This window comes from Saccharothrix sp., from assembly GCF_031180885.1.
Lineage (GTDB): Bacteria > Actinomycetota > Actinomycetes > Mycobacteriales > Pseudonocardiaceae > Actinosynnema.
The window spans coordinates 15723-40811 of record NZ_JAPSLK010000052.1 but is presented as its reverse complement, the minus strand read 5'-3'; the positions used below and the strand labels follow the sequence as shown (position 1 = coordinate 40811).

Below are 25089 nucleotides of genomic sequence, written 5' to 3'. Positions count from 1 at the left end.
GGTCAGGTCTCCTTGCAGAACTCGCCGATGGGGATGCCCACGTGCCGCTGCTCGGTCGCGATGTAGCCGAGCAGCTCGTCGCCGCGCCGCAGCTCGGTGACGTTGCGGACCTTCCCGCCGGGGCCGAGGACCCGGACGTGCCAGTCGTCCTGCACGGTGAGGCTGACCTCGACGCCCTCCGGCGAGTGCGCGGTGATGGTCAGGATGGGGCGGGACTCCAACTTGGCCCGGCCCACGGTGACCTTGCGGGTGCGGCCCTCGGAGTCCACGGCCAGCACGGTGCTGCCGGAGCGCAGCTCGGACAGGTAGTTGGTGCGGTTGTCCGGGCCGAGGACGTAGGAGTGCAGGGCACCCGCGTTGACCCGGAACGGCCGGGTCGGCATGTACGGCAGCGGGTGGGTCTCGCTGCAGCACAGGATGAAGCCCGACGAGTACGAGCCGACCAGGATGCCCTCGTCCTCGCGGAAGTGCGAGCAGGTGTCGACGCACACCCGGTCGCCGAGGCCGTTGTGCGCGATGCCGTCGACGGTGAGCGTGGTCAGGGTCAGCGGCGGGGTCTTGGCCTCCAGCAGGCGGGCCAGGTTGAACACGTCGGCCGCGTCGCGGGGCGCGAGCAGGACGCCGTCCGAGCCGTGCTCCAGCACGTCCAGGACGATCGCGGCCTCCTCCAGGTCGGCGACCTCGGTGATCAGCTTGCCGGGCGCGCCGTCGGCGGCGGCGATGACGATCTCCAGCGGGATCTTCGTCGGGTCGGTGAACGCGACCAGGGTGTGCTCCAGCTTCACCGCCGCGTCGCAGGCGAGCTTGAGCGTCCGGTCGTCGCGGACCTGCACGAACGCGGCGGTCGCGGTCAGCCGGTCCAGCCGGTCCCGGTCGTCCACGACGACGGCGACCAGGTGGGGGCTGTCCACCGGCTCGGGCGAGACCAGCACGCGGGTCACCGTGGGCGGCAGGGTGTCCAGCAGGGCGGGGTCGTCGGAGACGATCCCGGCCAGGCGGGCGTGCAGGGTGGCGTCGACCACGGACTCGCGGTGCGCCTCGGGGACGGTTCGGAGGTCGATCCAGGCGAACTTCACGCCAGACTCCAGGGTTGCGGGCTCGATCAGGACACGGCGCCGGACATGGCCGGCACCAGGCCGGCGGGGTCTTCGGCGTGGATGACGGAGGCGAGTTCGGCGACCAGGGACATCGGCTGCGGCGAGGTGAACACCCGCCGGCCCACCGCCAGTCCCGCGCAGCCCATCGCCATCGACGCGCGCGCGTAGTCCACGAGGCTGCCGCCCGTCGCCGGGCCGGTCACAGCCGGGCCACCGGCCACCGGGCCGGTCACAGCCGGGCCGCCGGCCACCAGCACCGGGATGGGGCAGCTCTCCACGACCTCGGCCATCCGCTCCACCGGCAGGGCGAGGTTCGTCTTCACGATGTCCGCGCCCAGGTCGACGGCGATGTTGACCACGTGCGCGAGCAGGGCGGGGTCGTTGGCGTCGGCGATGCGCGGCCCCCGCGGGTACACCATCGCCACCAGCGGCACGTTCCAGGTGTCGCAGGCGTTCGCGACCACGCCGAAGTCGGCGAGCTGCCGCGGCTCGGTGTCCGACCCGATGTTCACGTGCACGCTGACCGCGTCGGCCCCCAGCCGCAGCGCCTCCTCCACCTCGCCGACGAGCACCTTCGCGTTGGCGTCGGCCATGTGCGCGGTGCCGGCGCTCAGGTGGACGATCAGCGCGCAGCCGCCGAGCAGCATCGGGTCGATGGTCCTTATCCGTCCTTTGTGGACGATGATGGCGTCGGCGCCGCCGACGACGACCGAGGAGATCAGGTCGGGCCACCGGTCGCGCGGCACCACCGGACCATCCGAGACGCTGTGGTCGAGCGGGACGAAGAGGTACCTGTCGTCACGCGGACGGGAAAGGCGTCGCAGCCGCAACGCTTTCCTCATGTCGCTCACACCTCCCCAGGATCGGCGATAGCCACGCTGAAGAGTGGTCGAACCCCGACTGTTGCGGGGAGTTGGCAGCTGGCGATAACTCGTCAGTTATGCACCTGTTGGAGCAACGCTGTGCGACGATTCCTCCACGCTGCGTTGAATTGCGCCGCCTCCGGCGTCGCGGGCGAGGCCGCCTGGGAAGTCGGCTCGTCGCGTCGCGTTTTCCGCCGATCGGACAGCGTGATCGGCGAAAACGCGACGCGACAAGCCGACGCGGCCACGCTGCGTCAACCTGTCACACTCGCACGGTCGGTGCTGGACGTGATCCGGTTGCCCTAGGCTGCGGCAGTGCACATGGAGCTGAGACACCTCCACGTTGTGCTGACCGTGGCGGAGGCGGGCAGCATCAGCCGGGCCGCCTCCTCGCTGAAGATCGCGCAAGCCGGGCTGACCGCGCAGCTGCGGCGCATCGAACGCGGCTTCGGGGGTCCGCTCTTCCTGCGGCGCAGCGACGGCGTGGAGTTGACCGAACTCGGCCGGCACGTCGTGCTGAGATCCCGTGACCTGGTGGAACGGTTCGACGACCTGATGGTGACGGCACGGCGGCTGGCCGCGCAGAACGGCGGCGCCGGCATCCGGCTGGGCGGTGTGGCGGGCGCGCCGACGCCGTTGCTGGTGGACGTGGTGCGGGACATGCTGCCCAGCCAGCCCAGGACAACCCACGTGGAACGCAGCTGCGACGCGGTGTTGGACCTGGTGCGGTCGGGCAAGCTGGACGTGGCGCTGGTGGTGGAGTTCCCCCAGAGTCCACTGCGGATTCCCGAAGAGGTCGCCTGCCGTTCGCTGGTGACCGAGCCCATGTTGGTGGGAATCGCGGCGGGGCACCGGTTGTCCGGGCGCAGCGAGATTCGGCTGTCCGAACTGGCCGATGAGGACTGGGCCGTGCCGGACGAGAACTACGGCGGCGGACGGGTGAACCTGCACCTGGCCTGCGAGGCGGCCGGGTTCACGCCGCGTTGCGTGCACTTCGGCGTCGACCCGGTGTCCGCGGCGGAACTCGTGCGGTCGGGACACACCGTCGCGTTCTTCTTCCCCACCGGGCGGGAATTGCCCGGGGTGGTGCTCAAGCCGGTCGTGGGCAGCCCGGTGCACCGCCGCGTGCTGCTGGTGTGGCAACGCGACGGTGCGGCGGCGGAGTACGTGGACGAGCTGCACGGCCGGGTGCTGCGGGCGTACCAGGAACGGGTGCGGGGGCCTCGTCCGGCCGCACTGGCCGCGGCGGCCAGTTAGGCGCAGGAACAGGAAGCCACGCCCTGGTAGGCGAACACCACCGGGCCGCCGATGACCTCACCGATGGTCGACAGTCCACTCTGGACCAATCGGGGTGGGATCAGTCTGCGTGGGATCAGTCTGCGTGGGATCAGTCTGCGTGGCGGAGGACGCTTTCCACCTCGGTGCGGAACGCGTCCACGCCGTCCTGGCCCTCGGGTGCGCCGTGGGCTTGGAGGAGGTGCAGCAGCGCGACCCCGCTGGCCGACCGGCGGGCCTGGGCGCGGAACGAGAACGCGGCCTCGTAGACGGTGACCGCCGTGGCCAGTGCGGCGGTGACGGTGGCCAGGAAGCCCCACATCGCCCGCCGACCCGGGTCGGCCACCGCGACCGCGCCGAGGGTTGCGGCGGCTGTGTAGAGCAGGACGGTGCCGGCGGTGGTCCAGCGGAGGGCGCGGGAGTAGCGGGTGCGGGCGTGCTCGAAGGCGGCGAGGCGGTCGCCGACGCGGTGGCGCAGGTAGGCGCGCAGGAACTGCTCGCGGTGGTCGGCCAGGACGGCCGGGGTCAGGACGAGCGGTTCCTTGGGCCGGGGCGCGGGGCGCGGCGCCGGTGTCGGGCCGGGCGTGGGGGCCGGCGTCGGGCCGGGCGTAGGGGCTGGCGTCGGGGCCGGCGTAGGGCCGGACGCGGGGGCGGGGGCCGGCGCGGGGCGTGGCTCGGGCGACGGCTCCGGCGCGGACGTGCGGCGGGGCTTGGGCGATGGCTTGGGCGCGGTCACCTGTTCGGAGACGTCCGAGGGTGCCTCGGGCGTCGCCGTGTCGACAGCGCCGGTCGTGGGCTCGGCGGCCGGCTCGGGCTTGGGGTCTTCGTCGGTCGTCATGCGTTGCTCACCGGTTCGTGGCGGTGGCGGGCCACCTCGGTCGCCAGCTCGCGGGCGCGCTCGTCGCGTTCCGCGTCGGTGGCGGCCGGTGGCGCGGCCAGGTGGTCGAAGTACAGCGCCCGCAACTGCTCGGCCCGGGCGCGCGCCTCGGGGTTCTCGCCGCCCCGGGCCAACACGGTCAGCACGGCGGCGCCCGCGCCCGCCACCGCGACCAGCACACCCGGCCACGGCACGTCCCGCAGCCAGACCTGCAACGCCCCGAACGACACGGTCGCGAACCCGGCCGTCAGCGCCAGCACCACCAGCAGCCGGGCACGTTCCCGCTCGCGCAGCGCCGCGGTCTCCTGCTCGTGCAGCACGGGCGCGACGACCTGGTTGGCGTCGTGGATCGCGTCCGCCAGCAACGGGTAGTCCAGCACGTACCCGGGGTCCACCACGGGCCGCTGCGCGGGCTCGCGGAACCGCAACCGGGGGAACACGCGCACCGGCTGCACGGGCGTCGAGAACTCGCGGGACCCCAGCACGCGGTGCAGCACGGCCACGATCCGGTCCGGGCCCTCGTCCAAGTGGACGACCGCGACCTGTCCGCTGCGGGTCAGCACCGCCAGGTCGTCGTCACCCAGCGCGCCGCGCGCGATGTCGTCGGCCAGCCCGCCGGTCCCGGCGAGCACCAGCAGCGGCCGGTCCCGGCCCAGGTGCTCGACCAGCGCCGCGCGCGCCGCGTCGTCGCCGCCGACCAGCACGGCCAGGGCGGGCCGCCGGCTCGCGACCGCGTCCACCGTCCGGACCAGCGCGGGCACCTCCTCGCCCCACTGCGAGCCGGGCACCAGCACGACCGCGTCGTGGTTCGCGTTGAGACGCGCCTCACCCGGCCCGGGCTCGGCGTCCTCCGCCGCGACCCGCCCGGACGGCGCGACACCGACCAACCGGGGCCAACGGCCGTCCAGGGCCTCGGCGGCCAGGCCGGTGAGGTGCGGGACACCCGCGTCGGCGCCCGCGGTGATCACGACCGCGTCCCGCTGCACGGCCGTGACCAGCACGGACCGCAGCACTGGCAGGAGCGCGGCGGCCAGGTCGGTGTCGAGGTCGCCGGAGGGACCGAGCAGCAGCACGACCGGTCGGCCGCGCGGCAGACCGAGTGCCCGCGCCCGGATGTCGGCGTCGGGGTGGGCCAGTCGGCGCACCCGCGGACCCGCTGTGGACATGCCGGGCACCCTAGCGCCGCCTCACGTGGATTTCACCCGTCAGAGGAACGAATCTTTTTCACGGGTACCCTTTCCCCGTGCAGATCGACCCCGCCGAGATGGAAATCGCCCTGCGGGTCCTCGCCCAGGTGGATGAACTGGACACCGAGCACCCGGACGCGGTGGTCATCAGGCGGGCGACCGCGGGCATCTGGAAGAGCCTTCGGAAGCGCCGCAAAGCCGCCAAGCGCGCGGCCGTCACGCTGGCCGACCGGGCCGTGATCGAGGCCACCGCCACCGGCTCGCCCACCCGCATCGACGACGAGACCCGCGGCATCCTGCTCAAGGAACCCGAGCCCGGCACGGTCGTCGGCACCCTCCAGCGCGCCCGGTCCTGCTACACGTGCAAGAACCGGTACACCGAGGTCGACGCGTTCTACCACCAGCTGTGCCCGCCGTGCGCCGCGCTCAACCGCGGCCGCCGCGACGCCCGCGCCGACCTGACCGGGAAGCGCGCATTGCTCACCGGCGGTCGGGCGAAGATCGGCATGTACATCGCTTTGCGCCTGCTGCGTGACGGCGCGCACACCACCATCACCACCCGGTTCCCGCACGACGCCGTCCGCCGGTTCGCCTCGATGGAGGACAGCGGGGACTGGCTGCACCGGCTGCGCGTGGTCGGCATCGACCTGCGCGACCCGAGCCAGGTGGTGCGGCTGGCCGACACCGTCGCCGCCGACGGCCCGCTGGACATCCTGATCAACAACGCCGCGCAGACCGTGCGTCGGTCCCGGGACGCGTACGCGCCGTTGGTGGCCGCCGAGTCCGCGCCGCTGCCGTCGGGTCCGCTGCCGGAGCTGATCTCGTTCGGGCACACGTCGTCCGCGCACCCGGTGGCGTTGACGGGTTCGCTGGCCGAGACCATGCCCGAGGTGACCGCGCTGGCGTTGACGGCGGGGTCCACGGCGATCGACGCCGGTGGCCTGGTGCCGGACGTCCACCACTCCAACAGCTGGGTGCAGCGGGTGGAGGAGGTCGACCCGGTGGAGCTGCTGGAAGTCCAGCTGTGCAACAGCACGGCCCCGTTCATCCTGATCTCGCGCCTGCGCGCCGCGATGGCCGCTTCACCCGCCCGGCGCAAGTACGTGGTGAACGTGTCGGCGATGGAAGGCCAGTTCTCCCGCGCGTACAAGGGTCCGGGCCACCCGCACACCAACATGGCGAAGGCCGCGCTGAACATGCTGACCCGGACCAGCGCCCAGGAGATGCTGGAGACTGACGGCATCCTGATGACTGCGGTGGACACCGGCTGGATCACCGACGAGCGCCCGCACCCGACGAAGTTGCGGCTGGCGGCGGAGGGATTCCACGCGCCGTTGGACTTGGTCGACGGCGCGGCCCGGGTGTACGACCCGATCGTGCGGGGTGAGCAGGGCGAAGACCTGTACGGCTGCTTCCTGAAGGACTACGCCCCCGCTCCGTGGTGACTGCGGGTGGCGCTGCGCGCGAAGCGCGGGGTTGTTGGCTTTGCGCCGAAGGCGCTCGCGGTCAGCGCGACGCGCGAAGCGCGGGGTTGTTGGCTTTGCGGCTTTGCGGCTTCTGCGCCGAAGGCGCTCGCGCGAAGCGCGGGGTTGTTGGCTTTGCGGCTTTTGCGGGGACGGCCTGGGTGGGGTGGGTGGGTGGAACGCTCACCGGCACACGGCCATGTGGGCTGCGGGGTCACCAGCGCAAAGGGGCTGTGTCACTTGAGCCTCCACCCGCCCACCCCCTCCCAGGCCACCCAGCAAAAGCCCCAAAGCCCCCGGCTCCGCCGGAAAAACCCCGGCTCCGCCGGACCGGCTCCGCCGGAAAAAGCACGGCTCCGCCGGACCGGCTTCGCCGGAAAAGCACGGCTGCGCCGGAAAAGCCCTCCGGCTGCGCCGGGAAGCCCCGCTGCGCCGGAAAAGCCCTCCGGCTGCGTCGGGAAGCCCCGCTCCGCCGGCAAGCCACCGGCTGGGCTGGACAGCGCCCGACTGCGCCGGAAGCCCCACCTCGCCGTCACCCGTCCGTGCGCAAGTGCGACGGCACGTCTCCGACTACGCACCCGCTCCGTGGTGACCACCCACCGCCGAACTCGAAGAAGTAGCAACGGGTATCGGCCAATCGGGTAGGGACCGCACGCAACCCGGCCCGGTGTGCCACTCTCCGTCGGTAGGCTGGAGCGGTCGCCGGGGCGTGGGGGTGGGCATGGGTCGCGGGCGGGCGGTGGGTGTCGCCGTCCTGTTGCGTGCCGGCGGAGGCGTGCGATGACGCGGCCGATGAACCCGTTCCCCCTGCCCGGCTGGGAGCGCACGCCGATGCGACCCCTCCGACCCTGGGAACGCACCGCACACCGCGACTACTACGTCGACGTCGACGGCGCCGAAGCCGCGTTCCAGCAGTTCCAACAGGAGATCGGCGACCTGTCCGGCGTGCTGGAGGACGGCCGCCTGGTCCTGGTGACCGGCGAATCCGGGTGCGGCAAGACCGCGCTGGTCAACCGGTGCGCCGACTGGACCGCCGTGGAACTGGCCAAACGGGGCCGGAAAGGCCTGGTCGTCGACCTCACCGGCTGCCTGCCCGAGGACGAGGAGCTGTCCATCCAGCAGCGCCTCGAACAGGTCTGCGACCAGCTCTTCGACCGGCTCGTCGACACCCGGGCACTGCGCCCCGAAGAGGTCGAGGCCACCCGCGGCGACCGGGACAACCCGCAGCGCGTCTTCCCCCGCCTGGCCCACCTGCTGCGCGACGACGTGGTCCTGCTCGTCCTCTTGCCCTCGCCCAACGAACTGCTGGACGAAGTGGTCCGGTACGCCAAGCAGTTGAGCAGCCCTCGCGTCCTGTTCTTCGCCGAATCCGCGTTCTTCCGCGCCGACGACATCGCCGAGCTGGTGCGCCGGCTGGAGGCGTGGGTCCCGCCGGTCACCCTGCAGGTCGGCAAGCTCGACTCCGGCGACCAGCTCCGGTTCGCCAAGGACCGGCTCCTGCGTCACACCGACGCCGGAACCTACCCGCAACTGAGTGATCAGGCGGTCGAATTGCTGAGCAAGATCTGCCAATCCGTCGCCATGCTCCAGCGGATCCTCCACGGAACGTACGAGCGGAAGCTCACTTCCGGACTAAGCTACACCGATACCGATCTGGTGACGGTGGACGACATCAGGGCGTACCTGAACGGACTGGGGATGCAGCCATGAGCGGCAGCGACGAACTCCCGCCCGCGCGGAAGAACCCCTTCTCGCCGATGGCGGTCGCCCTGATCATCGACGACTTCCAGGAGGACTTCGACTCGGTCGACGTCACCATCGCCACCGACGCGACCCGGCAGGCCGTCGCCCACCTCGACGCCTACCTCGACGGACCACCGGGCGCGGGCACCGTGTTCGCCGTGCTGGGCGACTACGGCACCGGCAAGACCCACCTCGCCGTGCGCCTGGTCCGGCACGCCCGCCGCGCCCTGGACGACCCGACCCGCGCCCTCTACCTGGAGGCGACCGCGGACAGCTTCATCGAGCTGTACCGCCGGTTCATGCAGCGGCTGGGCCGCGAGGGCGTGCGGGCGCAGGTCAGCGACTACTACGCGGACATCGTCGCGGACTCCTTGCAGAGCACCGGGTTGACCGCCGACACCCTGGACTGGCTGGGCAGCCGCCAGTTGGAGCCGCAGGAGGTCGTGGAGCGGCTGGGCCTGATGGAGAGCGCGCTGCTGCGCAAGGTCCAGGACACGCTGCGCCACGTCACCAACAACAAGGACTTCGGCACCGCGCTGACCCTGTTGCTGCGCCCCGGTTTCGAGCACGCGGTGTGGTCGTGGCTGCTCGGTGGCGCGCCGGACCAGGTGCTGGTGGAGCGCGGCATCACCACGCCGATCGACACCGAGGTCGCGGCGCTGGAGGCGATGGGCGTGTTCGCCCTGCTGTTCGGCGGCCGGCAGCGGCGGTTCGTGCTCGCGCTGGACGAGCTGGACAAGATCTTCTCGGCGGACAAGCAGCCGCAGGCGCAGACGATGGCCGCGTTCCAGACCCTGTTGCAGGTGTTCGCCAAGGCGGGCGCGTGCCTGGTGCTGTGCGGGCTGCCGGAGTTCAAGGCCGTCCTGCCGCCCGCGGTGCGCCAGCGCATCCCTTACACCGTCACGATGTCCGGGCTCAGCCACGCCCAGGTCCGCGAGTTCATCGTGCGCGCGCAGGAAGCCCAGACCGGCCGGACGAACCTGACCCCGTTCACCCCGGAAACCGTCCGCTACCTGCGTGACGTGGCCGGCGGCAACACCCGCAACGTGGTCCGCCTGTGCCACCGGGTGTTCCGGCTGGTGGACGACAAGGCGAGGGCGACCGGCGACCCCGACGTCACCGCCACCGACGACATGGTCCGCCAGGCTGCCCGCGAACTGTTCGGATCCCTGAGCGCCGACGACCTCGACGGCGCCGTCCGACGGCTGCTCGACGCCAACGGCTGGGAGTACTGGCACAACCACCTGCTGGGCACCGGCGAGGAGTCCAAGGCCGAGTTCTGGGTGACCTTCCCCGACCGCGACGCCGGTTGCGCGGTGCTGCTGGAGGGTTCCCTGCTGGACAACGACGACGTCACGCGCGTGATGCGCCGGGTGTCCGCGGTCCGCGAAGCCCAACCGGACGCCCAGGTCGTCGTGCTGGTCAACGGCGTCCTCACCGACGGCGTGGCCATCCAGCTGCGCGAACCGCTGGGCCGCGACCCGTTGGTGTTCTCCGAGCGCTCGTTCGCCGAGGACTTCAAGGCCCTGGTCGGCGCCACCGGCTTCCCCCCGGAGCAGGACCCGGTTTCCGCGCTGCGCCAGCGCATGGACCAGCTCTCCCGCCAGCAGGCCGGGATCTACGGCTTCATCGAACAGCTCGCCGAGCACGTGGACGGCGTGCGCACGTCCTCCGACCGCCAGTTCGGCGCGATCGGTCGCCAGCTCAACCTCCTGGTCGGCAGCTCCGCCCGAACCGCTCCGGACACCAGGCTGCCGGGCGAGGTGGAACGGCTCTTCCGCGACGCCGTGGACGCCTTGGAAGGTTTGGTGCAGGTCGACCTGATGCTGAGCGAGGCGTTCGACTTCGCCCCCGCCCGGACCCAGGAAGCCGTGCACCGGCGCCTGCGGACGCCGGAGTTCACCGACGCGGCGGCGAAGGCGATCCTGATCCAGAAAACGGTTCTCGCGTTCCGCACGGCATTGGCCGAGTGGTACCGGACGCAGGCGGACACGCCGGACCCGGAAGACCGCCTCGAACAGCTGTGCGGGATCTACGACGACATCGTGGAATTCCTGCCGTTGTTCGACCTCGACCCGCTTTTCGTCCTCCCGCCGTGGACGGCCCGGGGCGGCGGATTGGTCGCGGACGTCAACCAGACCACCCGGCGAACCCGGCTGCACGACGCCCTGCGGAATTTCAGCCCCCGCGTCCGCCGCGCGGTGGTCAAGGGACTGCACGAAAACCACTAATACTGCGGAACCCGGTTGGGCTGGAAAGGCGGGACCGGAACCGCCTTCGGCACCGCCGGCTGGACGCGGTCGTAAATGCCGTTGGTCAAGGCGTGCAACAGGTTGACCACCACGACCGCGGGCGCCACCACCGCGATCGCGCCCGGGAAACCCGGCTCCAGCAACAACGCCAGGATGATCGCCGTCAACCCGTTCTGCTGCCCCAGGGACAACCGCATCCGGTCGCCGCGCCACCGCTTCGGCAACGTCAGCACCCACGCCACCACGCCCTGCGCGAAGAACGCCGCCGCGCCCAGCACCGCCCCGACACCGGCCAGCGCCCACGAGAACTCGAACGCCAGCACCAACCCGACCGCGAAGGTCGCCGCGAACATCCCCGCCTCCGCCAGCCCGTCGACCCACTTCCCCAGGTCCGGCCGGAAGAACAACCCGATCAACGCCAGCGCCAGCAGCAGCGAGAACGTCACCGCCACGTACCCGATCGCCACGACCACCATCGCCGACAAGGCGTGCAGCACCACCCGCGACCAGCGCCCGGTCACCGCCACCCCGTGCCGCCGCACCAGCCGCCACACCAGGAAGCCGCCGCCGGCCAGCGCGAGGTTCAGGGCGAAGTTCGCGGTGAACGCCCCGAAGCCGCCGACCGCGCCGCCCCGCAGGGCGAACGACGTGATGTAGACGGTCAGCAGCACGGTGATCGGGTCGTCGAACGACGCCCACGCCGCCAGCAGCGCCTTCGCCGAATCGGACATCCGGGACTTGGCGCGCACGGCCGCGACCGACAAAGGATCGATCTGGGCAACGGCGACCGCGAACACCAAGTGCTCGGGCTGCCGGTACACCAGGAACATCACGCCGAAGATCAGCGCGACTTTCGCGAGCACACCCAGCGTGACCGCGATAACCACGGTGCGCAACTGCTTGCGGAATTCCTCGATCACGATGCCGCTGGTGCTCGCGTACAGCCCGAAACCCAGCAGTGCCGTGATGAACAGCCCGTATGCCGAGGATTCGTCGACTTCGCGGAGTTCGCCGCGCCACGCGACGAACCACCCCACGCCAAGGGCGGCTAACAGCGCGGCCGAACGCAGCGCGGGCGTCACCATTTCACCGTAGGCAACGAAAACAACCTGTTCAAGACCCGAATGGAGTGAGCGATGCGGCCAATGCGGACAGCCGGTCGTCGGCGTTGCTCACCCGCGCCTGGTCGATGGTCACGCCCGCCAGGTACTCGCCGGGACCCAGCCGGTAGTAGTAGACCGCGCCCATCTCGACGTCCAGCACGGCCCGCGCGAGCAGGCCGCCGACGACCGGCCGCAGGGCCCGGTTGAGCTTGGTGACGACCCCGCCCAGTTCCCGGAGGAACCCCAGGTAGAAGCGGCGGCGGGCCTCGACCGTGATCTGCTTGAAGAACGGGGCCAGGGACGGGTCGCCCAGGTGGTCGACCATGGTCAGGATCTCGCCGCGGGCCACGTGCGCCACCACGTGCAGGTCCTCGGCACGAGCCGCCTCCGTGCACTCCGCCAACCGGCCGCCGGCGGCCGACACGAACGGGTCACGCGGGCCGGCGCCGGGCAGGGGAACCGGATCCTCCGCCGTCTCCCAGCCACCGGGGTTGAGGGAGCCCAGGCTCAGTTCGGCGCGCAGCGAGGTGGCCAGCTCGGCGACCGCGCGGTCCGCCTCGTCCACCGCCGGGTGGCCGAACAGCGGGCCGGCACCGGCGTGGTCCAGCACCAGACCGACGACGTGTTCGGTGGGCACGACGGAGTCGCAGAACAGCGCGCCCTCCTCGGTGTGCAGGACGAGCCGGATCAACCGGCCGGTGCGCGCCTCCTGCAACGTCCGCCCCAGCGCGGACACCTGGAAGGTCAGGTGCCGGCCCAGGCGCTTCAGCTCCTCACGCCGGCTGCCGCCGGGCAGGGCGCCGGGCGCGGGCGGCGGGTCGCCCAGCGCGTCCACGCCGAAGTCGAACACGCCGCTGCTGTAGTGCGCGAGGTAGTGCAGCGCGGGGCTCTTGAGGATGGCCGTGCGGCAGGCGTGCCGGGTGGTGTCGAACTCGGGGCCCAGGTGCTCGGCCTCCTCCTCGTACAGCTCCACGCTTCCTCCGGGGCGGTCAGGTGTGCGGGATGTCGACATCGCACTCCAGCCAGTCCTCGGCGGCGGGGCCGAGGCTCAGGTTGTGCGCGGCGGCGGCGGTGTACGGGTGGTCCGGGCCGAGGAACTCGACGCAGTCGGCGTGCGCGACGGCGATCAGCTCGGCCGCCGCGTCCGCGTCCCCCGCCGACGCCCGAACACGGGCCTCGTCGACGGCCGCGGCCAACGTCCACGGGTGGGTGTCGCCCAGCCGGGCGCGCAGCACGGCCGCCGCCGCCTCGACGTTGGCCACCGCGCCGGGGTGGTCGCCCGCCGCCCGCAGCGCGAGCCCCAAACCCAGCCGGCACAGCGCGTGGAACGGGTGCTGCTCGCGGACGCCTTCCAGCGCCGCGAACCCGTCCAGCGCGGTGCGGGCCAACTCCACCGCGAGGTCCGGGTCGCCGCCGACGCGGCGGTGGTCGTTGGCGAAGCTGAGCCGGCAGCCCAGGGTGAACGGGTGGTCCGACCCGACCAGTTCACGGAAGTCCCGCAACGCCTTGCCGGTGCGCTCCTTGGCCGCCCGCGTCCGGCCGGCCAGCCGCAGCGCCACGGCGTACTGCCAGTGCACCCGCACCTGCACCAGGTTCAGCTCCGGCCGCAGGCTCTGCAGCTTCTGGGACGCTTTCAGCAGCGCTTCCAGCGCCTCCGGGTAGCGGCCCAGTTCCCTTTGGTAGAGCCCGATCTGGGCGAGCGTGCTCCAGGTGAACTCGTCGCGTTCGCCGAACAGCCGCCGCCGGCGGCGGAAGTTGTCCTCCTCCAGCGCCAGCGCGCCCACCACGTCCCCGGACAGGAACATCGACAGCGCCAGGTTGTGCGCGGCGCGGCGGGTGTCCGGGTGGTCCTCGCCGACGACCGTCCGCAGGCCCTCCCAGGTGGCCTGGTCCTCGGCCAGCGCCTCGGCGAACAGGCCCAGGCCGCGCAGGTCGCCGCCCCGGCCGCGGGCGGTGATCAGCGGTTGCTGGTGCAGCAGGTCCAGGGCGCGGCGCTGCTGGGCCAGGGCGAGGTCGTCCAGGCGCAGCGCCTCGGCGGGTTCGCCGAGCACCCGGTGCACGTTGGCCAGTTGGGCGGCCAGGCGGTTGCGCAGCGGGTCGTCCGCGCCGAACCTGCGGGTCCACGACTCCAGCAGCGCCCGGCCGGGTTCCAGCGCGGCCTTCCGCACGCCCGCGCCGCCGTCGGTGTACAGGAACCGCACCTGGTTGACCAGCCAGCGGCGCACCTTCGGGTCGTTGCTGTGCACCGCGCCGGACGGGAACACGTGCTGCTGCAACTCCTGGAACCGGTCCGCGCGGCTGGGCGACTTCTCCTCCACCTCGGTGGGCGCGAACGCGGCCAGGGCGGCGAGCACGTCCGCCTGCCGGGCTTCGCGTTCGGCGGGCGGCATCCCGTCGCGCAAAGCCCGCTGCACCACCCGGTGCAGCCGCAGCGTGTACTGGTCGCCCCAGTCGACGCGGTACAGGCCGTGCCGCGCCCCGGTCCACAGGACCCGGTCGATCTCGCCGGCGTCCAGCTCCAACGGTGCGGCGTCGAGGCCGCCGGCGGCGACCACGCGGTCCAGGAACGCGGGCGAGCGCACCAGACCGAGCGCCACGCCCTGCGGCGACAGGAACGAGCACAGCCGTGCCACCAGCACCGCGACCCGGCCGATCCCGGTCTCCCGCAACGACCCGGTGACCACGTCGACCACCCGGCCGACGCCGTCGCGGTCGGACTGGGCGAGCCGCTCGAAGAACGTCCGGGTCGCCCACGCCGCCGCGTCCGCGTCCGACGAGCCCGCGCCGCGCTCGACCCCGGTCGTCTCGGCCAGCCACGCGGCGGCCAGGTCCAGCGCGAGCGGCAGCCGGTCCAGGTGGGCGGCGACCCGCTCGGCGTCCTCCACCACCAGGCCCGGCACCCGGCACAGCAGCAGCTCGACGGCGTCCTCGCGGGTCATCCGGACCAGCTCGATGGCCGGCGCGGCGGCCATGCCCGAGGTGATCAGCACGTGGCCGGTGGCGCCGGGCGGCAGCAGGTCCGCGATCGCGTCGAGGTCGTCTGCGTTGTCGTAGACCAGCAGGAACCGGGCGTAGGACGGGTCGGTGGCCAGCCGGTCCAGCGCGGTCAGCGAGCCGAAGTCGGTGGAGCCGGGCAGCCGCAGCGCCGCGGCCAGGTCGGCCAGGCCCACCTGCACGGACTGCCGGTCCTGCGCGGAGAGCCACCACACGGCGTCGTAGTCGGCGGAGAAGCGGTAGGCGTACTCCAGCGCGAGTTCGCTCTTGCCGACGCCGGGCACGCCGTTGAGCGTGACGACCGCGCGTTCGGCGCCCGCGTCGGCGAACTCGTCGCGCAACGCCTCGATGTCCTCGTCCCGGCCGACGAACGCGCGGTGCCGGGGCGGCAGGTGGAACACCGCGGGGTCCGCGCCGGGCACGCGCATGGCGGCGTCGTGCGCGGTTCCGGGGCGGTCGATGAGGCCGAAGTGCCCGAGCAGCTTGGCGGACAACGTCTCCGGCGGGTGCCGGTGCACGGACAGGCCTTCGCTGTCGTCGTCCTCGGCGAGCAGGAGGCGCAGCAGGGTCACCGGCCGGTCGGGCAGTTCGACGTCGTCCAGGTGCGGCGAGACGAGCACGACCACGCCGGGCGGGACGTCGTCGTCCCACCACTCCCGAGCCTCGGAGTAGGGGCGGACCTGCGCGCCGGCGCGTTCGAGCTGGCCGCGCACCCAGTCCGCCCACGCCCGGTCGCGCGGGGCGTAGGCGATCGCGACCCGGTCCGGTTCGGCGGTCGAGGTCAGGCCGAACACGCGGCGGTAGCGGGCGCGCAACACCGGGGAGACCGGCCGGGCCGCGGTGACCGCGCCGCCGCTGACGGCGGTGGCCAGGCGGCCGTACTGGGCTTCCAGCGCCCCGCCGCCGCCCGGTTCCTCGGCCAGGATGGCCAGCAGCGGGTCGAAGGCGTCGAAGGGCCGGTACGGGATCTCCACCGTGCCGCCGTCCGGGACGCGTTTCGCCTGCCCGGCCAGCAGTTCGGCGAAGGCGGCGTGGATCTGCGAGCGGATGCGCTGGGCGCGGGACTGCTCGGAGTCGTCGAACAGGGTGGCCACCGGGACCACGTCGATGCGGATCGGCGCGCGCTTGCGGACCTTCGTGGCGAGGTCGGCGGCGTCCGCGATGGCCCGGGGGCGGGGCCGGAAGCACACGACGGCCAGTTCGCACAGCGTGGCGACGAGGGTCAGCGACTCGTCCGCGACACCGGTCGGCGCGTCGATCAGGACCTGGTCGTAGTCGGACTCGGCGAGGCGCGCGCGTAACTCCGCGATCGCGCCCGCGTCGCCGTGGCCGCCGCGACCGGGTTCACCGCCGAAGGGCGCCACGACGTCGATGTGGCCACGGTCGTCGGGGGCGGGCAGCGCGAACCGCTCCACCACCGGCGGCGGGTCCTCCTCGCGCGCCGGGTCGGCGTGGTAGGCGGCCAGCAGCGCGCGGCCCAGCGCGTCCGGCAAAGCCCTGCGGGACACCAGGAACGGTTCCAGGTACTCGCGCACGTGCGGCACCTCGGAACCCCAGTCCACGACCAGGACCCGTTGTCCCGCACCGGACAGCACCCAGGCCAGGTTCGCCACGGCGCTGGTGCGCCCGGTGCCGCCGGTCGCGGACAGGAACGCCGTCACACCGGTGTGGCCGTGGCCGGCAGGGCTGCTCATCGACTGCTCCAGATCGGCGGGACGGGAAAGCGTTGGCTACAGGGAACTCTCGAACGCGGCGAACCGGTCGGGCAACTCGGCGTTCTCGGCGAGGATGCGGTTCAGGGCGGCGCGCAACGCGGCGTCGGGCAACTCCGCCAAGCGCGCGAGGTCGATCCCGGTGACGTCGAGGAGTTCGGACTCCAGGACGGGTTCCTCGGCCATCTCCCACCCCCTCACCGCAATGTTGCGGGTTTGCTGCGCGTCCCTTGATCCCATCGTAGTGCGCGACAACGAAGAATGCGGGGAATCCTCCGATCGGCGGAAGTGGGCCCCGGCGCGATGTGTTTGGTTGGTTGTTCGGGCGCCGATGGATCGGGGGGGCGCATGGAAACGCGGCCGTTCCGCCAGTTCGTCGTGAAGGTGCACAGCCGCTGCAACCTCGCGTGCGACTACTGCTACGTCTACGAACTCGCCGACCAGGGCTGGCGTTCCCGACCGCGCGCGATGTCGGCGGAAGTGGTGGCGCACACGGCCGAACGGGTGGCGCGGCACGTGCGGGCGCACGGGTTGTCCGAGGTGGAAGTCGTGCTGCACGGCGGAGAACCGCTGTTGGCGGGGCGTGCGGCGTTGGTCGGGTTGGTGGAGCGCTTCCGCGCGGTGGTGCCGGTGCCGGTGCGGTTCTCCGTGCAGACCAACGGGACCCTGCTGGACCGGGACTTCCTGCGGCTGTTCGCGGAACTCGACGTGGGTGTCGGGGTGAGCGTGGACGGCGGTCGGGAAGCGCACGACCGGCACCGCGTGCGGCCGGGCGGAACGGGGAGTTGGGCGGCGGCGCGGGACGCTTTGCGGTTGCTGGCCGACGAGTTCCGCGCGGTGTACCGGGGGGTGCTGTGTGTGGTCGACGTGAACAACGACCCGCACGAGGTCTACCGGTCGCTGCTCGATTTTTCCCCGCCGGTCGTGGATTTTCTGCTGCCGCACGGGAACTGGACGGTTCCGCCGCCGCGGCGGGTCGCCGGGTCGCCGGTGACGCCTTACGCGGAATGGCTGATCCCGTTGTTCGACCGGTGGTACGACGAACCGGTGACCCGGGTGCGGCTGTTCGAGGAACTGCTGAACGTCGTGCTGGGCGGGCGGTCCCGGTTGGAGGGCGTGGGGTTGACGCCGACCGCGCAGGTGGTGGTGGAGACCGATGGCGCGATCTCGGCGTCGGACATCCTGGCGTCGTCCGAGCCCGCTGCCGCGAGCACGGGCCTGCACGTGTCCCGCGACGACTTCGACCGCGCGCTCGCGCTGCCCGAGGTGGTGGCGTCGGCGTCCGGCCGGGCGGGCCTGTCCGCCACGTGCCGCGCGTGTTCGATCGTGGCGGCCTGCGGCGGCGGTCTGCGCGCCCACCGGTTCCGCGCCGGGTCGGGGTTCGACCACCCGTCGGTGTACTGCCCGGACCTGTTCTGCCTGATCACCCACGTCCGGGACCGGGCGGCGACCGACCTGGCGGCGCTGGCGTGACGGTGCCGCCGTGGCGGCTGTCCGCCGCCGCCTTCACCGCACTGGCCCGCGGCGAGGGCGGCCCGGCGGTGGTCCGCGACCTGCGCCTGGCCCGCCGCAGCCGGACGTCGTTGCTGATCAGGCTCATCGCCACCGCTCCCGAGGCGCGCCCCGCCTACCGCCTGCTGGTAGACGCCGACCGTGCCGCCCCCACCGAGGTGGCCACTGTCTTGGACCACCCGTCCGTCGGCGCGTGGGCCATCCGCACCGCCCTGGCCGTCCGCTCCGGTGCCCCGGCCCGCCCGGCCGAGCTGTCCTTCACGGCCGCCGCAGCGGCCCTGCGCGCCGGCCTCCCGGTGACTCTGGATTTCCCCCCGGTGGACGTCTTCGCCCTACCCACGTTGGGCGTGGCCGACCCGATCACCCTGACCCACACCCCCTTGCCCGAGATCACCCTCGGCCCGCGCACCGTCCAGATCGACACCTGGGCCGGGGGCGGCGTCCCTCCGGAACTCCCGATCGCCCCTGCTGTCGACATCGACGAGTGGCGCCGCTCACTGTCGGCGGCCTGGCGCATCCTGTCCACCGACCACCCTTCGTTGGCCGCCGAGGTGGCCGAACTCCTGACCGTGGTCACGCCGATGCCCCCGTCCGCGACCGGGACCACCAGCGCGACGGTCGCGGATGCGTTCGGCTGCTTCTTCCTGTCCCCGTCACCGGACCCGGAGGCGCTGGCGGTGACCCTCGTCCACGAGGCGCAGCACACGAAGCTGGTGGCCCTGATGGACCTGTTCCCCCTGCTGGTCCCCGACCGCCGAGAGATCTTCTACGCCCCGTGGCGCGAGGACCCCAGACCTTTGGCCGGCCTCCTGCACGGCACTTACGCGCACTTGGGCGTGGCACGGTTCTGGCGCACCCGCCCGGGTTTGGCCGCCCAAACCGAGTACGCCCGCTGGCGCCAAGCCGCCCTGACCGCCACCGAAACCCTCCTGACCAGCGGCAAGCTGACCAAGACAGGAACCCGCTTCGTCACCGAGATGGCAGCCGTCCTCCGCGCCTGGTGCGCCGAACCCGTCCACCCGGAAGCCAAAGCCAGAGCAGCCGCCCAAGCCACCGCCCACCACACCCGCTGGACCACCCGCCAACCAAGCTGACCCACCCACGACACCCACCCAGACGACCGCCGCCCCCACCACAAGACCGCCGCCCGCACACCAGACCGCCGCCCACCCACGAGCCGCCACCGCCGCCCGCACCACCAGACCGCCGCCGACCCGCGAGATCGCCGCCCGCGCCGTGCAGGCGCCGCCCGCAGCCCACGGAATTGTCGGTGGGTCGTGAGACGATCGAGACGGGGGCCGGAGGCCACACCTGCGCGACTCGCCGAGCACGGTCCCCGCCCGAACCCCCCACCCCGGCGATACTGCCCGCCATGCTCAACGCCGACGGCCGACTGGTGCACTCCCCGGCCGACCTGGTGGACCTGCTGGAGTGCGAGCACCGCAGCCGCCTCACCCTGGCCCTCGCCCGCGACGTCCCCGGCGCCCCCGCTCCCGACCCGCAGCGCGACCTCCTCGCCGCCAAGCACGGCCTCGCCCACGAACTCGCCGTCCTCACCCGCCTCAAAGCCGCGCACGACGTGGTGGAGATCCCCCAACCCGCGCCGACCCACGAAGCCCTCCAAGCCGCCGCCCAGGCCACCCAAGAAGCCCTCGACGCCCAAGCCCAAGTCGTCTACCAGGCTGTTTTCTACGCCGACGGCTTCCACGGCCGCGCCGACTTCCTGGTCCGCACCGACCACGGCTACGAGCCCCACGACGCCAAGCTCGCCCGCCACCCCTCCCCGGCGAACATCGTCCAGCTCACCGCCTACGCCGACGCCCTCAAGCACCACGCCGGCCCCCGCATGCACCTCGTCCTCGGCGACGGCACCACCCGCACCTACCGCGTCGCCGACTTCCTCCCCCTCGTCCACAGCCTCAAAGCCCGCCTCACCGAGCGCCTCGAAGAAACCACCACCCTCCCCGACCGCCTCTGGGACGACGAACGCCCGGCCTGCGCCACCTGCCGCTTCGCCCGCCACTGCGCCACCGGCCGGGAACGCGACCGCGACCTGTCCCTGGTCGCCGGCATCCGCACCGACCAGCGCCGCAAGCTCCAGGCCGCCGGCCTCGGCACGATCGACGCCCTCGCCAACGCCACCCGCGAGGACCGCCCGGCCACCATGTCCACCGCCACCTTCACCGGCCTGCGCGCCCAGGCCGCCCTCCAGGTCATCCAGGACGACTCGCGCACCGCCGACGACCCGGTCGGCAAGGTCGCCTACGAGGTCGTCGCCCCGGAGGCGCTGGCCGAGCTCCCGCCGCCGAGCCCCGGCGACCTGTTCTTCGACATGGAGGGCGACCCGTTCGCGCTCAACGGCGAGGGCCTGGAGTACCTGTTCGGCGTGGTCACCCCGGAGGAGGAGTTCACCCCCTTCTGGGCGCACACCCGACCGCAGGAGAAGGCCGCGTTCGAACGTTTCGTCGACTTCGCCACCGCTCGCCTCGCGCAGCACCCGGACGCGCACATCTACCACTACGCCCCCTACGAGACCAGCGCCCTCAAACGCCTCGCCGCCCTCCACGGCACACGTGAGGAAGCCGTGGACCACCTCCTGCGCTCACGCGCCCTGGTCGACCTCTACGCCGTGGTGCGCAAGGCCCTGCGCGTCTCCCAACGCTCGTACTCGATCAAGTACCTCGAACCCCTCTACATGGACACCGTCCGCGACGGCGACGTCACCACCGCCGTGTCCAGCATCGAGGCCTACGAGGAGTACCTGACCCTCAACGAGCGCGACGACATCGCCCAGGCCGAGGAAGTCCTCAACGGCATCGCCGACTACAACGCCTACGACTGCGTCTCCACCCGCCGCCTCTACAACTTCCTCCTGGAGATCCGCGCCGAGGCCGGCATCGAGCCGCACGTGCCCGAACAGTCCTTTGTGGACGAGATCGAGGACGAAATGGCCGCGCAGCGCCGAGCCGAACGCGCCGCCCGCCTGGCCGCCGTCGTCGACCCCCTCCTGGAGGGCCTGCCGGACAACCCCGCCGACGCCACCGACGACGAACGCGCCCGCGCCCTGCTCGCCGCCGCCGTCGGCTACCACCGCCGCGAGACCAACCCGGCGTGGTGGGACTTCTTCCGCCAGGTCGCCGCCCCGCTGCCGGAGTTGGAGTCCGACAACGCCTGCACCGTCCCGGTTTCGGTCCGGGCGGAGGACTGGCAGATGCCCTCCGGCCGGGTGCGCAAGGCCAAACGCGAACTGACCCTCCGCTGCGACCCGGACCGCCCGCACCCGTTCGCCAAGGGCGACCAGGTCCGCCTGCTCTACCCGGGCACCCCGAACCGCACCCGGGACGCCGTGGTGCTGGCCGAATCCGCCGAGGACATCGTGCTCCTGGAGAGCACCGCCCCGGACGAGACCGACACCGACCGCCCGATCGCCGTGCTCCCCGGCAGCCCGGTCCGCCCGTCCCCCAAGGACGAGGCCGTCTACGACCTGGCCCGCGCGGTCGTGGACCACCTCCCGACCCTGCCGCCGCACCCGGGCGTCGACCTCGTCCGCCGCACGCCGCCCCGCCTGCGCAACGCGGGCACCTTGCCGCACACCGAGGACGTGATCACCGACGTGATCGCGGCCGTCGACGCCCTGGACGGCTCGACCCTGGCCGTGCAGGGACCGCCCGGCGCCGGCAAGACCTACCTCGCCGGCCGCCTGATCGCACACCTCATCCGCTCCGGCCGTTCCGTCGGCGTGACGTCGAACAGCCACAAGGCGGTGGAGAACGTCCTCGGCGCCGCCCTGTCCGCCGGGCGTGAGCTGGGTGTCCCGATCCCGACGGCCAAACGCCCCAAGGGCACTCCGGCCAAGGACTGCCTGTGGGAGCAGCCGAAGGACAACCCGTCGCTGGTCCGGTGGCGCACCGACCAGGGCGGGGGTCACCTGGTCGGCGGCACGGCGTGGACGTTCGCCAACGCCACCCTGCGCGAGCAGCCGTTCGACGTCCTGATCGTGGACGAGGCGGGCCAGTTCGCCCTGGCCGACGCCCTGGCGGTCTCGACGTGCGCCCGCAACCTGGTCCTGTTGGGCGACCCGCAGCAACTCCCCCAGGTCGTGCAGGGCACCCACCCAGCCGGTGCCGACGCATCGGCCCTGGGCCACCTGATCGGCGACGCCGACGTCATCCCGCCCACCCTGGGCTACTTCCTCGACCAAACACGGCGGATGCACCCGGACGTCTGCACCCCCGTGTCCAACCTGTCCTACGCCGGCCTCCTCCACTCCCACCCCACCGCCGCCGACCGCGCGATCGCCGACCTGGTCTCGGGCGTCTACCTCCACGAGGTGGACCACCGCCACAACACCACCAGCTCGATCGAAGAGGCGAAAGCGGTCGTCCACATTGTCCAGTCCCTGATGGGTCGCATGTGGACAGAGGGACAGAACTCCCGCCCTCTAGACGATTCCGACATCCTCGTCGTGGCCCCGTACAACATGCAGGTCCGCATGGTCCGACGAGAGTTGGAAAAGCACGGCTACCCCGAGGTCCGCGTAGGCACCGTGGACAAGTTCCAAGGCCAAGAGGCCCCGGTCGTCATCACCACCATGACCTCCTCCGCCGCAGTCGACCTGCCCCGCGGCTTGGACTTCCTGCTCTCCCGCAACCGGATCAACGTCGCGCTCTCCCGTGCCCAGGCGGCGGCGATCGTCGTGTGCTCGCCGCGCCTGGTCGAGGCCGACATCCGGGGCGTGGACCAGTTGCGCCTGGTGTCGGGGATGATCGGCCTCATGGCGGACGCCCGCCCGTGGCCCATCGACGGCATCTATGCCCAACCGCTATGACGCCATCCGATCATCAGCTCTTAATGTGAACAAGCGCGAGAACCTTCCCTGCACCGCGCGGGCGGCTACACGGCCACCGACACCCTCGACGTGTACGCGAAGACCTGACCGGCCTCGCGGTGCCGGACCGCACTCCCACCACCGCGAGCCACCCCGTCCCGAGGCGAGCACACCACGGCGGCCGGGCAAGCCGACGGACGGAACCCGAGGGCCGGACAAGCCTCCCGCTTGTCCGGCCCTCGGCCGCACACGCAGGGCACCCTGTCCCGGGGTCCCAGGTGAAACCTGGAGCGATGGACACCCACCGCCACGCGACCAGCCCTCCGTGCCACGCGACCAGCCCGCCATGCCACGCGACCAACCCGCCATGCCCCGCGGGCAGCCCGCCATGCCCCGCGACCAGCCCGCCATGCCCCGCGGGCAGCCCGCCATGCCCCGCGACCAGCCCGCCATGCCCCGCGGGCAGCCCGCCATGCCTTGCGGGCAGTTGCCGTGCGGGCAGTCCGCCGGGGGGGCACACCTCAACTTGGGCTTCTTGCTTGTGTCATCCCCGTATGGCCCGCCCGAAGGGCTACCACAGATTTCCCGGGTGCAGCCGAAATTTTTTGTGAGGAACGAGCAAAAAATTTTAGCGGCACCCGTGAAATCTGTGGTCGGCTTTGCCGGGTCATGCGGGGATGGCACAAGCAAGAAGCCCCCGCAGTTGTAGTTGTGTCATCCTTGGCGGCTCGCCCGCCGGCGAGGCTCTTTAATCTTTAGAGCCGCGCTTACGCTCTCAAATCCACGCTTCGCGCGTGTAGACGCAACGCGCTCCGCGCTGCTGGAGGATGAACGCGCTTCGCGCTCTTGAACAGCGCTGACGCGCCCTCAAGCTCGAACGCGCTGCGCGCTCTCAAGATCAGAAGCGCCTCGCCGGCGGGCAGACCACCGATGGGGGAGGGAAGGGCGTCGGTTCCCCCACCGCATGGCCTGGCAAAGCCAACCACAGATTCCCCGGGTGCCGCTGAAAACTTTTGCTCGTTCCTCGCAAAACTTTTTGGCTGCACCCGGGGAATCTGTGGTAGCCCTTCGGGCAGGCCATACGGTGGGGGAACCGAAGCCCCGCAGTGGCTGGGAGCAGCCCGCCGCGCGGAGCGCGGCGAAAAGCAGCCGCTGCGCGGCAAAAAGCGTTCGACCGCTGGTCGCGGTCCCGCCGACCGTGCACAGGCCGGTTCAGCCGGTGCTCAGCTCTTCGGCAACCCCGGCGGGTTGATCTCCGACACCGGCACGGCCTCGTTCGTCAACCCCCACCGCTCCAGCACCTCGCCGTACTTCCCACTGGCGATCAGGTGGTTCAGCGCCTCGGCCACCGGCTCGCCCAAGCCGCTCCCCTTCTTCGTCGTAGAACAGCTCCCCGATCGCCACCACCGACACGATCGACGTGCCCTTGAACAGGCTGATGACCTCGTTGGCCGCGTTCGGCAGGATCGACCGCATGGCCTGCGGCAGCACGATCCGCCGGAACTGCCGGGACTTGGGTATCCCCAGCGCCGCCGCCGCATCCAACTGTCCGTCGTCGACCGAGATGATCCCGGACCGAACGATCTCCGCCGCGTAAGCCGCCTGGTGCAGCCCCAGCCCCAGCACCGCCGCGCCCATCGGGCTGATCAGGTCCTTGGTGTCGACCCCGAAGAACGCCGGTCCGAACGGGATCCCGAAGTGCAGCTCCGCGTACAGGTAGGAGATGTTGAACCAGAACAACAACTGCACGATCAACGGGATCGACCGGAACGCCCAGACGTAGGCCCACGACACCCCGGACAGGAACCTGCTGCGGGACAACCGCATCAGCGCCGGCACGACGCCCAGCGCGAACCCGATCGCGGTGCCGCACAGGGTCAGCTCCAGCGTCACCAGCACCGCTCGCAGGATCGACCGGGCGGTGAAGTACTGGGCGAACGTCGGCCAGTCCCACCCGGGGTTGGTGGCCAGGCCGTGGACGAACTGCGCCAGCAGCACGAAGACGACCACCACGCCGACCCACCGCCAGGGGTGGCGGGTCGGCACGACTTTCAGGGTCGACAGGTCGTCGTCGGGTTCACGCAGGCGTGGTTGTGCGGACACGCTCATGGAGGGTCCTTCAGGGAGGGGTGCGGCGGAGGCGGAGCGGTTCCGACCAGGACCGGAACCACTTGATCGGCGAC

17 protein-coding genes are annotated in these 25089 nt (G+C 71.9%); 8 read left to right on the top strand and 9 right to left on the bottom strand.

Annotated features, from left to right (window positions below):
- Positions 1-2: 2 nt before the first annotated feature.
- Both RIN75_RS35290 and RIN75_RS35285 read right to left on the bottom strand, forming a co-directional pair.
- On the bottom strand, positions 3-1076 hold the full coding sequence (locus tag RIN75_RS35290; protein ID WP_309116432.1) for a 3-dehydroquinate synthase II: 1074 nt from the start codon (positions 1074-1076) through the stop codon (positions 3-5).
- Positions 1077-1102: 26 nt separating this feature from the next.
- Positions 1103-1939, bottom strand: a complete 837-nt coding sequence (locus tag RIN75_RS35285; protein ID WP_309116431.1) for a 2-amino-3,7-dideoxy-D-threo-hept-6-ulosonate synthase — start codon at positions 1937-1939, stop codon at positions 1103-1105.
- Positions 1940-2059: 120 nt separating this feature from the next.
- On the opposite strand from RIN75_RS35285, the gene RIN75_RS35280 reads away from it, so the two are divergent.
- Both RIN75_RS35280 and RIN75_RS35275 read left to right on the top strand, forming a co-directional pair.
- Positions 2060-2266, top strand: a complete 207-nt coding sequence (locus tag RIN75_RS35280) for a hypothetical protein (protein ID WP_309116430.1) — start codon at positions 2060-2062, stop codon at positions 2264-2266.
- 15 nt (positions 2267-2281) lie between these two features.
- Positions 2282-3217 (top strand): LysR family transcriptional regulator, encoded by a 936-nt coding sequence (locus tag RIN75_RS35275; RefSeq protein ID WP_309116429.1) that lies wholly within the window; start codon positions 2282-2284, stop codon positions 3215-3217.
- 130 nt (positions 3218-3347) lie between these two features.
- On the opposite strand, the gene RIN75_RS35270 is transcribed toward RIN75_RS35275, so the two are convergent.
- Both RIN75_RS35270 and RIN75_RS35265 read right to left on the bottom strand, forming a co-directional pair.
- Positions 3348-4073, bottom strand: a complete 726-nt coding sequence (locus RIN75_RS35270; protein WP_309116428.1) for a hypothetical protein — start codon at positions 4071-4073, stop codon at positions 3348-3350.
- A complete protein-coding gene (locus RIN75_RS35265; protein WP_309116427.1) occupies positions 4070-5278 on the bottom strand; it encodes a hypothetical protein in 1209 nt (402 codons plus the stop codon). The genes RIN75_RS35270 and RIN75_RS35265 overlap by 4 nt, the downstream gene beginning before the upstream one ends.
- Before the next feature lie 77 nt (positions 5279-5355).
- On the opposite strand from RIN75_RS35265, the gene RIN75_RS35260 reads away from it, so the two are divergent.
- The 3 genes from RIN75_RS35260 to RIN75_RS35250 all read left to right on the top strand — a co-directional run bounded on the left by RIN75_RS35260 (position 5356) and on the right by RIN75_RS35250 (position 10736).
- Positions 5356-6744 (top strand): SDR family NAD(P)-dependent oxidoreductase, encoded by a 1389-nt coding sequence (locus RIN75_RS35260; RefSeq protein ID WP_309116426.1) that lies wholly within the window; start codon positions 5356-5358, stop codon positions 6742-6744.
- Positions 6745-7542: 798 nt separating this feature from the next.
- Positions 7543-8472 (top strand): ATP-binding protein, encoded by a 930-nt coding sequence (locus RIN75_RS35255; protein ID WP_309116425.1) that lies wholly within the window; start codon positions 7543-7545, stop codon positions 8470-8472.
- Complete coding sequence (locus RIN75_RS35250; protein WP_309116424.1) at positions 8469-10736, top strand: hypothetical protein; 2268 nt, start codon at positions 8469-8471, stop codon at positions 10734-10736. The genes RIN75_RS35255 and RIN75_RS35250 overlap by 4 nt, the downstream gene beginning before the upstream one ends.
- On the opposite strand, the gene RIN75_RS35245 is transcribed toward RIN75_RS35250, so the two are convergent.
- Genes RIN75_RS35245 through fxsA form a run of 4 tightly spaced genes read right to left on the bottom strand, consistent with a single transcriptional unit; the run spans position 10733 to position 16752 of the window.
- Positions 10733-11839, bottom strand: coding sequence for a hypothetical protein (locus tag RIN75_RS35245; RefSeq protein WP_309116423.1), 1107 nt, complete (start codon positions 11837-11839; stop codon positions 10733-10735). The genes RIN75_RS35250 and RIN75_RS35245 overlap by 4 nt on opposite strands.
- A gap of 31 nt (positions 11840-11870) precedes the next feature.
- The gene (locus tag RIN75_RS35240; RefSeq protein WP_309116422.1) at positions 11871-12833 is read right to left on the bottom strand and encodes a hypothetical protein; all 963 of its coding nucleotides are present in this window, start codon (positions 12831-12833) and stop codon (positions 11871-11873) included.
- 16 nt (positions 12834-12849) lie between these two features.
- Entirely contained in the window at positions 12850-16548 is a 3699-nt protein-coding gene (gene fxsT, locus RIN75_RS35235; RefSeq protein ID WP_309116421.1) for an FxSxx-COOH system tetratricopeptide repeat protein, read from the bottom strand.
- A 36-nt stretch (positions 16549-16584) separates the two neighbouring features.
- Positions 16585-16752 (bottom strand): FxSxx-COOH cyclophane-containing RiPP peptide, encoded by a 168-nt coding sequence (gene fxsA / locus RIN75_RS35230; protein ID WP_309116420.1) that lies wholly within the window; start codon positions 16750-16752, stop codon positions 16585-16587.
- Between the two features lie 162 nt (positions 16753-16914).
- Between fxsA and RIN75_RS35225 the strand changes: the two genes are divergently transcribed.
- The 3 genes from RIN75_RS35225 to RIN75_RS35215 all read left to right on the top strand — a co-directional run bounded on the left by RIN75_RS35225 (position 16915) and on the right by RIN75_RS35215 (position 22906).
- Entirely contained in the window at positions 16915-18039 is a 1125-nt protein-coding gene (locus RIN75_RS35225) for an FxsB family cyclophane-forming radical SAM/SPASM peptide maturase (protein ID WP_375296064.1), read from the top strand.
- Entirely contained in the window at positions 18036-19172 is a 1137-nt protein-coding gene (locus tag RIN75_RS35220; RefSeq protein ID WP_309116418.1) for an HEXXH motif domain-containing protein, read from the top strand. Before RIN75_RS35225 ends, RIN75_RS35220 begins: the two co-directional genes overlap by 4 nt.
- A gap of 278 nt (positions 19173-19450) precedes the next feature.
- Positions 19451-22906, top strand: a complete 3456-nt coding sequence (locus tag RIN75_RS35215; protein WP_309116417.1) for a TM0106 family RecB-like putative nuclease — start codon at positions 19451-19453, stop codon at positions 22904-22906.
- A 1212-nt stretch (positions 22907-24118) separates the two neighbouring features.
- Here the strand turns inward: RIN75_RS35215 and RIN75_RS35210 are convergent.
- The gene (locus RIN75_RS35210) at positions 24119-25015 is read right to left on the bottom strand and encodes an amino acid ABC transporter permease (protein ID WP_309116416.1); all 897 of its coding nucleotides are present in this window, start codon (positions 25013-25015) and stop codon (positions 24119-24121) included.
- Positions 25016-25089 lie beyond the last annotated feature (74 nt).

Bases quoted from the DNA above. Each gene is read 5' to 3' on its own strand.
- RIN75_RS35285 (WP_309116431.1), bottom strand. From the start codon at position 1,939: ATGAGGAAAGCGTTGCGGCTGCGACGCCTTTCCCGTCCGCGTGACGAC.
- RIN75_RS35275 (WP_309116429.1), top strand. From the start codon at position 2,282: ATGGAGCTGAGACACCTCCACGTTGTGCTGACCGTGGCGGAGGCGGGC.
- RIN75_RS35270 (WP_309116428.1), bottom strand. From the start codon at position 4,073: ATGACGACCGACGAAGACCCCAAGCCCGAGCCGGCCGCCGAGCCCACG.
- RIN75_RS35265 (WP_309116427.1), bottom strand. From the start codon at position 5,278: ATGTCCACAGCGGGTCCGCGGGTGCGCCGACTGGCCCACCCCGACGCC.
- RIN75_RS35255 (WP_309116425.1), top strand. From the start codon at position 7,543: ATGACGCGGCCGATGAACCCGTTCCCCCTGCCCGGCTGGGAGCGCACG.
- RIN75_RS35250 (WP_309116424.1), top strand. From the start codon at position 8,469: ATGAGCGGCAGCGACGAACTCCCGCCCGCGCGGAAGAACCCCTTCTCG.
- fxsT (WP_309116421.1), bottom strand. From the start codon at position 16,548: ATGAGCAGCCCTGCCGGCCACGGCCACACCGGTGTGACGGCGTTCCTG.
- fxsA (WP_309116420.1), bottom strand. From the start codon at position 16,752: ATGGCCGAGGAACCCGTCCTGGAGTCCGAACTCCTCGACGTCACCGGG.
- RIN75_RS35225 (WP_375296064.1), top strand. From the start codon at position 16,915: ATGGAAACGCGGCCGTTCCGCCAGTTCGTCGTGAAGGTGCACAGCCGC.
- RIN75_RS35215 (WP_309116417.1), top strand. From the start codon at position 19,451: ATGCTCAACGCCGACGGCCGACTGGTGCACTCCCCGGCCGACCTGGTG.
- RIN75_RS35210 (WP_309116416.1), bottom strand. From the start codon at position 25,015: ATGAGCGTGTCCGCACAACCACGCCTGCGTGAACCCGACGACGACCTG.